General features: G+C 75.0%; 9 protein-coding genes. 4 read left to right on the plus strand and 5 right to left on the minus strand.

The window, feature by feature from the left end; translation table 11 throughout:
* The first annotated feature begins 2 nt into the window (after positions 1-2).
* A complete protein-coding gene (locus ACZ3KJ_RS23575; RefSeq protein WP_467529735.1) occupies positions 3-2,399 on the plus strand; it encodes a xanthine dehydrogenase family protein molybdopterin-binding subunit in 2,397 nt (798 codons plus the stop codon).
* 145 nt (positions 2,400-2,544) lie between these two features.
* Positions 2,545-3,696, plus strand: coding sequence for an XdhC family protein (locus tag ACZ3KJ_RS23580; RefSeq protein ID WP_467529736.1), 1,152 nt, complete (start codon positions 2,545-2,547; stop codon positions 3,694-3,696).
* On the opposite strand, the gene ACZ3KJ_RS23585 is transcribed toward ACZ3KJ_RS23580, so the two are convergent.
* Both ACZ3KJ_RS23585 and ACZ3KJ_RS23590 read right to left on the minus strand, forming a co-directional pair.
* Positions 3,648-5,093: a lanthionine synthetase LanC family protein gene (locus ACZ3KJ_RS23585; RefSeq protein ID WP_467529738.1), complete on the minus strand. Its 1,446-nt coding sequence runs from the start codon at positions 5,091-5,093 to the stop codon at positions 3,648-3,650. The genes ACZ3KJ_RS23580 and ACZ3KJ_RS23585 overlap by 49 nt on opposite strands.
* A 246-nt stretch (positions 5,094-5,339) precedes the next feature.
* Positions 5,340-5,780 carry an SRPBCC family protein gene (locus ACZ3KJ_RS23590; protein WP_389515031.1) on the minus strand — a complete coding sequence of 147 codons (441 nt, stop codon included), beginning with the start codon at positions 5,778-5,780 and terminating at the stop codon, positions 5,340-5,342.
* A 559-nt stretch (positions 5,781-6,339) separates the two neighbouring features.
* Between ACZ3KJ_RS23590 and ACZ3KJ_RS23595 the strand changes: the two genes are divergently transcribed.
* Positions 6,340-7,335, plus strand: a complete 996-nt coding sequence (locus ACZ3KJ_RS23595; RefSeq protein WP_467529740.1) for a glycosyltransferase family 2 protein — start codon at positions 6,340-6,342, stop codon at positions 7,333-7,335.
* A complete protein-coding gene (locus ACZ3KJ_RS23600) occupies positions 7,332-7,928 on the plus strand; it encodes an HAD-IIIA family hydrolase (RefSeq protein WP_467529742.1) in 597 nt (198 codons plus the stop codon). The genes ACZ3KJ_RS23595 and ACZ3KJ_RS23600 overlap by 4 nt, the downstream gene beginning before the upstream one ends.
* Before the next feature lie 40 nt (positions 7,929-7,968).
* Here ACZ3KJ_RS23600 and ACZ3KJ_RS23605 read toward each other — a convergent pair whose 3' ends face one another.
* From ACZ3KJ_RS23605 to ACZ3KJ_RS23615, 3 genes are all read right to left on the minus strand, one after another.
* Positions 7,969-9,417: a family 43 glycosylhydrolase gene (locus tag ACZ3KJ_RS23605; protein WP_467529744.1), complete on the minus strand. Its 1,449-nt coding sequence runs from the start codon at positions 9,415-9,417 to the stop codon at positions 7,969-7,971.
* Positions 9,418-9,570: 153 nt separating this feature from the next.
* Entirely contained in the window at positions 9,571-10,473 is a 903-nt protein-coding gene (locus ACZ3KJ_RS23610) for a PaaX family transcriptional regulator (protein ID WP_467529746.1), read from the minus strand.
* Between the two features lie 53 nt (positions 10,474-10,526).
* Positions 10,527-11,921 (minus strand): MFS transporter, encoded by a 1,395-nt coding sequence (locus ACZ3KJ_RS23615; RefSeq protein WP_467529748.1) that lies wholly within the window; start codon positions 11,919-11,921, stop codon positions 10,527-10,529.
* Positions 11,922-12,020: the final 99 nt, after the last annotated feature.

Genomic DNA, 12,020 nt, shown 5'->3' on the forward strand with positions numbered 1-12,020 from the left:
CGATGTCTCCCGACGGCGCCCCCATCGGCGCTCCCACCAAGATCACCCAGGGTTCGCGGACCCGCGGCGGCATCGGCGAGCCCACCCTCCGCCCGGACGGCGCCCTCAAGGTCACCGGCGAGTTCGCGTACTCCTCCGACCTGTGGCACGAGGACATGCTCTGGGGCCAGATCCTGCGCTCCACGGTCGCCCACGCCGAGATCGTCTCCCTCGACACGGGCGAGGCCCTCGCCACCCCGGGCGTGTACGCCGTCCTGACGTACGACGACCTGCCGGCCGACGTGAAGCACTACGGCCTGGAGATCCGGGACACCCCCGTCCTCGCCCACGGCAAGGTCCGCCACCACGGCGAGCCGGTCGCCCTCGTCGCCGCCGACCACCCGGAGACGGCCCGCCGCGCCGCCGCGAAGATCAGGGTCGAGTACCGCGAACTGTCGGTCATCACCGACGAGGCCTCCGCGACCGCCCCGGACGCGGTCCTCGTCCACGAGAACCGCACCGACCACCACTGCACCCACGTCCCGCACCCCAACATCGTCCACCGCCAGCCCATCGTCCGCGGCGACGCGGCCGCGGCAGCCGAGCGGGCGGACGTGATCGTCAAGGGCGAGTACACCTTCGGCATGCAGGACCAGGCCTTCCTCGGCCCCGAGTCCGGTCTCGCCGTGCCCGAGGAGGACGGCGGCGTCCACCTCTACATCGCCACCCAGTGGCTCCACTCCGACCTGCGCCAGATCGCCCCGGTCCTCGGCCTGCCCGAGGAGAAGGTGCGGATGACGCTGGCCGGCGTCGGCGGCGCGTTCGGCGGCCGCGAGGACCTGTCGATGCAGATCCACGCCTGCCTGCTGGCCCTGCGCACCGGCAAGCCCGTCAAGATCGTCTACAACCGTTTCGAGTCCTTCTTCGGCCACGTCCACCGCCACCCGGCCAAGCTGTCCTACGAACACGGCGCCACCCGCGACGGCAAGCTCACCCACGTCAGGTGCCGCATCGTCCTGGACGGCGGCGCGTACGCCTCCGCCAGCCCCGCCGTCGTCGGCAACGCCTCCTCCCTCGGCATCGGCCCCTACGCCGTCGACGACGTCGACATCGAGGCCGTCGCCCTCTACACCAACAACCCGCCCTGCGGCGCCATGCGCGGCTTCGGCGCGGTCCAGGCGTGCTTCGCCTACGAGGCGCAGATGGACAAGGTGGCGAAGGAACTGGGACTGGACCCGGTGGAGTTCCGGCAGCTCAACGCCATGGAACAGGGCACGCTCATGCCGACCGGCCAGCCCGTGGACTCCCCGGCACCGGTCGCCGAACTCCTGCGCCGCGTCAAGGCGATGCCGATGCCGCCGGAGCGCCAGTGGGAGAGCAGCGAGGGCGCCGACGTACGGCAGCTGCCCGGCGGTCTGTCCAACACCACGCACGGCGAGGGCGTCGTCCGCGGCGTCGGCTACGCGGTCGGCATCAAGAACGTCGGCTTCTCCGAGGGCTTCGACGACTACTCCACCGCCCGGGTCCGCATGGAGGTCGTCGCGGGCGAGCCCGTCGCCACCGTGCACACGGCCATGGCGGAGGTCGGCCAGGGCGGTGTCACCGTCCACGCGCAGATCGCCCGCACCGAGCTGGGCGTCGACCAGGTGACCATCCACCCGGCGGACACCCGCGTGGGCAGCGCCGGCTCGACGTCGGCCTCGCGCCAGACGTACGTCACCGGAGGGGCCGTCAGGAACGCCTGCGCGCTCGTCCGCGAGCGGGTGCTGGAGATCGGGCGCCGGAAACTCGGCTCCCACCACCCCGCCTGGGCCACCGCCGAACTGCTGCTGGAGGACGGCAAGGTGGTCACCGACGGCGGCGAGGTCCTGGCCGGCCTGGCCGACGTGCTCGGCGACGAGGCCGTGGAGGTCGAGGCGGAGTGGCGGCACCGGCCGACCGAGCCCTTCGACCCGCGCACCGGCCAGGGCAACGGACACGTCCAGTACTCCTTCGCCGCCCACCGGGCCGTCGTCGAGGTCGACACCGAGCTCGGCATGGTCAAGGTCGTCGAGCTGGCCTGCGCCCAGGACGTCGGCAAGGCGCTCAACCCGCTGTCCGTCGTCGGCCAGATCCAGGGCGGCACCACCCAGGGCCTGGGCATCGCCGTCATGGAGGAGATCGTCGTCGACCCGAAGACCGCGAAGGTGCGCAACCCCTCCTTCACGGACTACCTGATCCCCACCATCCTCGACACGCCCACCATCCCCGTCGACGTCCTGGAACTCGCCGACGACCACGCCCCGTACGGGCTGCGCGGCATCGGCGAGGCCCCCACCCTGTCGTCGACCCCGGCGGTCCTCGCGGCGATCCGCGACGCGACGGGCCTGGAGCTGAACAGGACGCCGGTCCGGCCGGAACACCTCACCGGAACCACCTGACAGCCCCTCCGGGCGGCGCGACGGACGTATCACGCCCCGCGCGCCGCCCGGAGCGCACGGACGCATCCTTCGCCGGCCGGCCGGGCGTGCGTCGGGCCCTGCCGTGGAACACCGTCCACAGGACCGCAGACAAGGAGACCGAGACATGCTGGACATCGCCGAGGAGCTGAACCGGTGGGTCGAGCAGGGCCGTGACTTCGCCGTCGCCACCGTCGTGGCCGTGGGCGGCAGCGCACCCCGCCGGCCGGGGGCCGCGCTCGCCGTGGACACCGACGGCACGGCGATCGGCTCGGTCTCCGGCGGCTGTGTGGAGGGCGCGGTCTACGAGCTGTGCCGGCAAGCCCTGGAGGACGGCCAGCCGGTGCTGGAGCGCTTCGGCTACAGCGACGACGACGCCTTCGCCGTCGGCCTGACCTGCGGCGGGGTCATCGACGTCCTCGTCACTCCGGTCCGGGCCGCGGACCGGGTCCGCCCGGTGGTCGCGGCCGCCCTGGCCGCCGCGGCCCGCGGCAGGGCGACGGCGACGGCCCGGATCGCCGCGGGCCCGCCGGACCTCGTCGGCCGCGCCCTCCTGGTCCGCCCCGACGGCTCCCACGACGGCGGTTTCGGCGCCCACCCCGAGCTGGACCGCACGGTCGCCGCCGAGGCCCGCGCCTTCCTGGACGCCGGCCGCACCGGCACCCTGGAGATCGGCGCGCAGGGCTCCCGCTGCGGGGCCCCGCTCACCGTGTTCGTCGAGTCCTCCGTGCCGCCGCCGCGGATGATCGTGTTCGGCGCGATCGACTTCGCCTCGGCACTGGTGCGCGTCGGCAGGTTCCTCGGCTACCGGGTCACCGTCTGCGACGCGCGCCCGGTGTTCGCGACGCGGGCCCGCTTCCCGGACGCCGACGAGATCGTCGTCGAATGGCCGCACACCTACCTGGAGCGCACCGGCGTGGACGGCAGGACCGTCCTGTGCGTCCTCACCCACGACGCCAAGTTCGACGTCCCCCTGCTCCGCCTCGCCCTGCGCCTGCCCGTCGCCTACGTCGGCGCCATGGGGTCGCGCCGCACCCACCTCGACCGCGAGGAACGGCTGCGGGAGGCCGGCGTCTCCGAGCTGGAGCTGGCGCGGCTGCGGTCACCCATCGGCCTCGACCTGGGCGCCCGTACGCCCGAGGAGACCGCGCTGTCGATCGCCGCGGAGATCGTCGCCGCCCGGCGGGGCGGCAGCGGGGTCCCGCTGACCGGCGCGCACACGCCGATCCATCACGACGTGACGCCGCTGCCGCCGGGGCGGATCGGATCGGTCGCCTGAGGCGGCACCGCGGTCCGCCGCACCGTCGGCTGGTCCGGCCAGGCGAACGCGTAGTGCGGATCGCCCGACTCGCTCAGCCGGACGAAGCGCAGCAGCTCCCGCACGATGCCGGCGGTGCCCGCGCCCCAGCCGGTGCGCGCCTCCAGCGTGCTCGGGGTGACCCTGTGCTCGACGTTCGACCAGCGCGCCCCGCCGGCGTCCCGGGTGGCGCGGGCGAGCAGGTCCGCGACCAGGACGCGGGCGAAGCCCGGGGCGTCGCCCTGCTCGGCCATCCGGTCGCAGGCCAGCGCCAGGACGCCCGCCGTGCCGCAGCAGCGGGCGTTGTTGTCCCAGAACCCGGGCCGCAGCCGGCGCGGCAGCCCGGAGTGCGTCACGGTGTGCCAGCAGCGGTCCGCCGACGCCTGCCAGGAGGGCTCGGCCCAGACGTCCCGCAGCAGCCGGAAGACCTGCGCGTCACCGGCCGGCCCGTGGCACCAGCCGTAGCTGTACCGCTCGATCAGGTCGGGCAGGTGCGGCGGATCGGAGTGCGGCACGAGGAAGCCCTCCGGGCCCGCCTCGTCGCGGGCCACGAAGCCCGCCGCCCCGGCCCGCGCCAGCTCCGTGAAGTCCGCGCGGCCCGTGGCCGCTCCCACGGCGGCCAGCGCGTACACGATCCCGAGCGTGCCGTGCGAGAGGTGGTGCAGCCGCGCCTCCACCCCGGGCCGGTGCGCCCACTGCACGCCCCCCGCGGACTCCTCGGCCGTGCGCAGATACGGCTCCAGCGCGAGCACCGCCAGCTCGGGGTCGCCGGCCGCGAGCGCGCCGAGGCCGATGCCCGCGTTGCCGCCCATCAGCTCGAACAGCTCGCCCCAGCGCGTCCCGTCGAAGCGCTCCCGCACCCGGGCCAGGGCCCGGTCGGCGGCCCGGCCGGACGCGGCGTCGCCCAGCTCGCGGTGGACGGCCCGCAGCACCAGCGCCACCCCGGTGCGCCCGAAGTACAGCGAGTCGTCCCGGCACTCCTCGGCCGCGACCGCCAGACCGCGGGCCGCGCGCAGGGCGGCGTCCCCGTAGACGTCGTCCCCGAAGTGCCGGCGCGCCTCCAGCAGCGTCGGCACGATCCCGGCGGTGCCGTGGTAGAGCGTCACCTCGACCTCGGTGTCCGAGGGCCGGTCCGGCCAGCCGAGCCCGCCGCCCGCCGTCTGCCGCGCCACCCCCAGCAGCCAGCGCAGCCCCTCCACCGCCAGCGCCTCGACCTCGTCCACCGCCGGCGTCTCGGCGTCCTCCACCGCCGGTGTCTCGACCTCCTCCACCGCGGGTGTCTCGGCCTCCCCCACCGCGGGTGTCTCGACCTCGTCCACCGCCGGTGTGGCGTCCTCGTCCACCGCCGGTGCCGCCCCGCCCCTGTCCACCGCTGTCATGGATCCACCCTGGCACGGGCCACGACACCTGCCCAGGGGGCCGGTCCGGGAGCAGCCGGGGGCGCGAGGCGGCGCAGAGTGGCACGCGGTGGCGCGGGGCGGCACGCCGGACCCGGTTCCCTGACCAGCCCTGTCGACGCTCTGCCGATGCCGATGCGCGGGGTCGGTCGGCAGCGCGTCACGGACGGCAGCGCGTCACGGACGGCAGCGCGTCACCGTCGGCGCCGCGTCACGGACGCCACCACGTCACGGGCGGCGCAGCAGCCGGTTGGCCGCCCGCCCGAACACCGCCCGGCCCGCGGTCCGCAGCAGTGGATCGCACAGGGACGGCAGCGGCCGCAGCCGGAGTTCCTCGCGCCAGATGACCCGGGTCCGCCCGCCCGGCCCGGGCCGCACCTCGATCTCGGCCCAGCCCCGCACCACGCGGCCGCGCTTCTCCAGCCGGCACAGCCCCGGTTCGTCCTCGGCCGGAGGACACCAGACGGTGACCTCCATCCGGTCGTCGACGGCGAACGGCCCGACCCCGGAACGGGCCACGAACACCGTGCCCACGCGGGTCGGCCCGGGGGTGACCACGGTGACGCGGGTGAGCGGCACCACGTCACCGTGCCGGGGCCACTCGGTGAGCCGGCGCCAGGCCTCCTCGAGGGGGAGCGGCGCCGTACGTTCGAACTGGAAGGTGACCACGTAGCGATCGTAGGGACTCCGGGCGGCCCGGCGGCAGGTTCCCCGGCGGGTCACACACTTGGCCCAGCCGGGTGCCGGCGGCCGAGCCCCCACGAGCCCGCCTTCCCGGCCGCGGACGCCTGACGAAGACGTACGCGCGCCCCCGCCGGGTCGCCCGTCCCACAGGGTCGGGGACGCCCCGTCGGCGGGCGTCCGCCCCCCTGCCGTCACGGGAGCCCGCGTGGCGCCGCGTCCGCCGGTCCGTCGCCGCGCGGGCCGCGGGCGCTCCTCGGAGTGCCGCTCGCCGGGAGCGCGCGCGACGACCCGCCCGCCCGCGCGCACGCCACCGGCCGCGGCCTCCGCCGAGCGGACGGACGGGACGGCGCTCGGCGCGGTGGGGGCGGCGGACCCGGGCGGCGGCTGGAGCCGGACCCGCCCGGCCGCACCTGCCGCCACCCACCCCACCGAACACTCCCGCACCCCGCCGCACCGCGCGGCGCGGGTTTGAGGTGGTGGTCATCTGGGACCCGGAGAGTCCGGAGCCGTCCAGCCGCCGTCCGGGGCGGAGGAAGGCGTACGCATGACCGCCTACACCGTCGTGATCCCGACTCGCGCGCGGGCCCCGCTCGCCGACTGCCTCGCCGCGCTCGCCGCCGCCAAGGGGCCCGCGCCGGCCGAGATCGTCCTCGTCGACGACCGGCCCGAGCCCGGACCGGCCCCGCTGGAGCACCCCTTGAGCGTCCTGGGATACCTGCGCGAACGCACCACCGTGCTGCGCGGCGCCGGCAGCGGGCCCGCCGCCCGGAACGCCGGCCTGCGCCTGGTCCGTACGCCCTGGGTCGTCCTGCTGGACGAGGGCGTCCAGGTCGGACCCCACTGGGGCGAGCAGCTGGCCGACGACCTGTCCGACGCGACCTTGGACACCGCCGGGGTGCAGGGCGTGCTCGCCGTGCCCCTGCCGGGCGGGCGCCGCCCCACGGACCGGGAGCGCACCACCGCGGGCCTCGCGCGCGCCCGCTGGATCACCGTCGACATGGCCTACCGCACCGAGGCGCTCAAGCAGGCCGGCGGCTTCGACGAACGCTTCGGCGACCCCTTCCACGAGGACACCGACCTCGCCCTGCGGCTGCTGGACGCCGGATGGCGCATCCGGCAGGGGCGGCGCACCACCCGCCGGCCCGTCCCGCCCGCCGACCGCTGGGAGTCCCTGCGCGCCGAGCGCGGCAACGCCGACGACGCCCTGATGCGGCGACTGCACGGGCCGGGCTGGCGGCACCGGGCGTTCGCGCCGCGTGGCCGGATCCGCTCCCACCTGGCGACCAGCGCGGCGGGACTGGCGGCCGGCGCGTACGCCGTGTCCGGCCACCGCCGGGCCGCCGCGGCCGCCGCGCTCGGCTGGGCGCTGGGCACCGGCGCGTTCGCGTGGGCGCGCATCGCGCCCGGCCCGCGCACCCGCGACGAGGTCACCACCGTGCTCACCACGAGCGTGCTCATCCCGCCCGTGGCCGCCTGGCACCGGATGAGCGGCCGCTGGCGGCACCGCAACGCCGCGCCCTGGCAGGAGGTGGCGCCGTGAACCGCGTCCGCGTCGTGCTCCTCGACCGTGACGGCGTGCTCGTCGAGGACGTCCCGCACAACGCCGACCCCGGCCCGGTCCGCCCCGCCCCCCACGCCCCAGAGGCGCTCGGCCTGCTCCGCGCGCGGGGCGTGCGCACCGGCGTCCTCACCCATCAGCCGGGCGTCGCCCGCGGCCTGCCGACCCAGGCCGGCCTGCGCCGCGTCGACGAGCGGATCGACGGCCTCCTCGGCCCCTTCGACGTCTGGGCGGTCTGCCCGCACGGCCCCGACGACGGCTGCCACTGCCGCCCGCCGCAGCCCGGTCTGGTGCTGTGGGCCGCCGAGCGCGTGTGCACGCCACCGGAGCGGATCGCCGTGATCGCCGGCGCCCCGGACGCCGTCGAGGCCGCGTGCCGGGCCGGCGCCCACGGCATCCTCGTCCCCGCCCCGGCGGCGGACCCGCGGGAGACGGCGACCGCCGAGCACGTCGCTCCCGATCTCCTCACCGCCGTGCGCGCGGTGCTGACCGGTCCGCCGAGGCAGCATGTGCTGGCGGACGAACGGGCGATCGCACGGGCGTACCGGGAGGCCGGGGCCGAACGGCGGCCCTGAACCTGCCGCGGACCGCCGGGCGACGGACCGGACCGCCGGCTCACTGGGCGTAGAACGTGGCGTCCGCCCGGTCCGTCGCGGTGCTCGGCGTTTGCACGTACAACAGGTAGTCGTAGTGCCGGACGTAGCGGCCCGCGTAGTTGTACGACTCGTAGGAGACGCCCGCCGCGTCGGCGAGACCCGCCCTGCGGTGGAACGTGGCGTCGGACGCGAACTGCGCCGTGCCGTCGTTCTTCTCCAGCCACACCTCGAAGTTCCGGTGCCGCAGGTAGTAGCCGGGGAAGCCGGCCGACTCCAGCGACACCGTGCCGCTGCCCGCGAGGCCGGTCACCACCCGGAACTGCGAGTCCGCGAGCGGGCTGACGTCCGCATCGACGCGGGCGCGGTACTCCCAGTGGCGGACGAAACGGTCGGGGACGTTGTACGAGGAGAAGCGCTGCGGGGTGACCCCGTCGGCGACCGGGATGCCGAAGTCGGGGGTGCCGTCGGCCTTCCAGTACAGCTTCTGCACGCGGGTACGGCGGTTGGGGTCGGCCAGCGGGTCGCCGGTGATGTCCTTGTAGCTGCGGTCGTGGTAGACGAGGAGGTCGGAGCCGCCGTCCTCGGACACGGTGAACGAGTTGTGGCCCGGCCCGTATTGCGAGGTCGCGTCGTTCGACCGGAACACCGGCGACGCACTCTTCGACCAGGCGGCGGGATCGGTGAGGTCGGCGGTCGAGGACGCGGTCAGCATCCCCAGGCAGTAGTTGGCGTCGGTCGCGCTCGCCGAGTACGTCAGGAACACCTTGGCGCCGTGCCGGATCAGCGCCGGGCCCTCGTTGACCTCGTAGCCGACCGTCTCCCAGGACAGCGTCGGCCGGGAGATCTCCGCCGGGGTGCCGGTGATCGTCCAGGGGTTGGCCAGCCTGGCGACGAAGAGGCTGGTGTTGTTGTCCTCGGCCGGGTTGCGCTGCGCCCAGGCGAGGTAGCGGACGCCGCCCACGACGAAGGTGGTGGCGTCCAGGGAGAAGCTCTCCCAGGCGGTCCTGATCTGCCCCTTCTCCGTCCAGGTCGCGGTCAGCGGGTTGGCTCCGGCGCCCTCCAGGACGTACATGCGGATCGCCCACACGTCGTCGGCGGCGCCGGCCGCGAAGTACACGTACCACTTGCCGTCGATGAAGTGGATCTCCGGTGCCCAGATGTGGGCGCCCATGACCCCGCTGGTGTGCTTGGTCCAGATGGTGACCTCCGGGGCCGTCGACAGGCCCTGGACGGTCGTCGCCCGGCGCAGCACGATGCGGTCGTACTCGGGGACCGTCGCGGTGAAGTAGTAGTAGCCGTCGCTGTGCCGGACGATGTGCGGGTCGGCCCGCTGCTCGGCGATCGGGTTGGTGTACGTCACGGCGGGGGAGTCGGGGACGGCGGCCCGGGCGGTGGCGCCCGGTCCGGTGAGGGCGGCCGTGAGGGCCACGAGGACGGCCAGGAGCAGCCGGACGGCGTTACGTCGCAAAGGAGTTCTCCAGGGGGAGGGGAGGAGGGGGTCAAGTGGTGGGGACGAGCCGCCACTCCTTCGTCCGTGATGTCGAACACGGTTCGCGAATCCGGCCAGAACTTAAGCGTTGGACATGCACTCGTCAATAATCTGGACGTGCCGCGACGTGGGTCAGTGCGTCCGGCGCGCCCCGATGGTCTCCAGCAGGGCGCGGGCCGTCCGGCGGGCGGGCTCCGCGGTCTCCTCGGCGACGCGCCGGAAGGTGTCCTGGGCGGGGCGGGCCGGCCAGGCGGGGGGCAGGTGCCGGGCGGGGAGCCGGGGGTCCGTGCGGATGGTCCCCAGCCACTCGCTGACCAGGCGCAGCCGCGTGCCGATCGGGTCGTCCCCGGCCCCGTCGCTCAGATGGGCGGTCCACCGCTTGTCGAAGGTGACGTAGCGGGCGGCGATGCTCTCCAGGTCCCAGGTGTCGCGGACCATCAGGGCGATGTCGGTGGCCTCGTCGGCCCGGGCGTGGAAGATCTTGACGTGGGCGGTGAGTCCCAGCTCCGCGACCAGGGCGGAGACGTCGACGTCACCGGGCGCGATCCACAGCCCGCTGTACAGCGCGCCGAACCCGGACCAGGTCAGCCGCGAGCGCAGGTCGTGGCGCTGGCGCTTCCAGGAGTCGGGCAGGGAGAAGCCGAGCAGGGTCCAGGAACCGTCCCAGTCGTCGTTGACGGCGCCCTGCGTCCAGATGCGGGTGCGGCCGTCCTCCAGTACGCGGGTCGCCTGCGGCGTCAGCCCGAAGTACATCCTGCGACCCTCCCGCTGACGCCGCAGCATGCCCCGGTTGACCATGCGGGTCAGCGTGGAGCGCACGGCCTGTTCGCCGACGCCGACGCGGCCCAGGACGTCGATGATGCTGCCCGAGTAGACGCACAGGTCCCCGTCGTCCAGCACGTGGTTGCCGAAGAAGGCGAGCAGGAGCGACTGCGGGCGCGGCTGCGGTCCGTCCGCGGTGTCGCCGTCGCCGCCCGGGGCGTGGCCGCCCGCGCCGCCGTCGTTCGAGGGGTCCAGGATGTCGTCGTCCTCCACGGTGGCAAGCGTACGGCCGTCCACCGGCGGCGCGGCGGGCGGCCGTACGGCGTTCACCGGCCGTCGGCGGTACGGGTGCCGGGCAGCACGGGGAGGCCGGAGGGATCCTCCTCGGCGTGGGGGCCGGCGGGCTGTTCGGCGGGGCCGGCGAGGGAGGTCCGGCTGGTCTCCCGCACACAGCGGACGGTCAGCGCGGTGACGACGGCGCCCCCGCACAGCAGCAGGGCGACGGGCGTGCCGCTGCCACTGGCGGCCACCAGGCTGCCGGCGATCATCGGGGAGAAGCCGGCGCCGATGAGGGTGGCGCCCTGGTAGCCGAGGGACGCGCCCGTGTAGCGGACCCGGGTGCCGAACATCTCGGTGAGCAGGGCGCCCAGCGGGCCGTACATCGTGGACTGGGCGACGCCGTGCCCGAGGACCACGGCGAGGATCAGCAGCCCGGGCGACCGGGAGTCGACCAGCGCGAGGACCGGGAAGGCGAGCACCGCGGAGGCGACGGCCCCGGCGAGGACGACCGGGCGGCGGCCCACCCGGTCGGACAGCGCGGAGGCGCACGGCAGGACGACGAGCGCGACGCACGCCGACACGGTGAGCGCGGTCAGCACCTGCGGGCGGGCGTAGCCGATGCCGGTGGCGTACGCGATCAGGTAACTGGTCAGCAGCGACTGGGCGGTGAAGGCGCCGATGCCGACACAGCAGGCCAGCAGCACCGGACGCGGGTGCCGCAGCACCTCCAGGACCGGCAGCCGCGCCTCGGCGCGGTCCTTCTTCACCTCGGCGAACAGCGGGCTCTCCACCACCTTGAGCCGGACGAAGAGCCCGACGCCGAGCAGTACCACGCTCAGCAGGAACGGCACCCGCCAGCCCCAGGCCACGAACTCGTCCCGGGGCAGGGCCACCGCGAGGGTCACGACGACGGTGGACAGCAGGGAGCCGAGCGGGGCCCCCAGCTGCGTGAAGCTGGACCACAGGCCGCGGCGCCGCTCTCCGGCGTGCTCGACGACCATCAGGGTGGCGCCGCCCCACTCGCCGCCGATGGCGACGCCCTGCACGACGCGCAGGGTGATCAGCAGGACCGGCGCCCACACGCCGACCGTGCCGTACGTGGGCAGCAGGCCGATGAGGAAGCTCGCGCCGCCCATCAGGCCCATGGTGAGCAGCAGCATGGACTTGCGGCCGAGCCGGTCGCCGAAGTGCCCGAAGACGACGCCGCCCACCGGGCGGGCCACGTAACCGGCGGCGAAGGTGCCGAAGGCGGCGATGGTGCCGACGGCGGGGTCGGCGCCCGGGAAGAACAGCTCGCCGAAGACGAGGGCGGCGACCGTGCCGTAGACGAGGAAGTCGTAGAACTCCACGGCGGTGCCGAGCAGCCCGGAGAGGGCGACCCGGCGGAGCTGGCGGAGGCGTTCGGGGCTCGGAGGCGGTGGGGCGACGGGGGACGGGGGCATCGCGGTCTCCCTTGACCGGGGGAAGGACACCGCGAAAGTAGGCTCAGAATCGACTGCCGTCAAGAAAGTGCACAACATCGAATCGCGGGGGACCGTGCG

The organism is Streptomyces sp. NPDC003248, from assembly GCF_055563235.1.

Bases quoted from the DNA above. Each gene is read 5' to 3' on its own strand.
- ACZ3KJ_RS23575 (WP_467529735.1), top strand. From the start codon at position 3: ATGTCTCCCGACGGCGCCCCCATCGGCGCTCCCACCAAGATCACCCAG.
- ACZ3KJ_RS23580 (WP_467529736.1), top strand. From the start codon at position 2,545: ATGCTGGACATCGCCGAGGAGCTGAACCGGTGGGTCGAGCAGGGCCGT.
- ACZ3KJ_RS23585 (WP_467529738.1), bottom strand. From the start codon at position 5,093: ATGACAGCGGTGGACAGGGGCGGGGCGGCACCGGCGGTGGACGAGGAC.
- ACZ3KJ_RS23595 (WP_467529740.1), top strand. From the start codon at position 6,340: ATGACCGCCTACACCGTCGTGATCCCGACTCGCGCGCGGGCCCCGCTC.
- ACZ3KJ_RS23615 (WP_467529748.1), bottom strand. From the start codon at position 11,921: ATGCCCCCGTCCCCCGTCGCCCCACCGCCTCCGAGCCCCGAACGCCTC.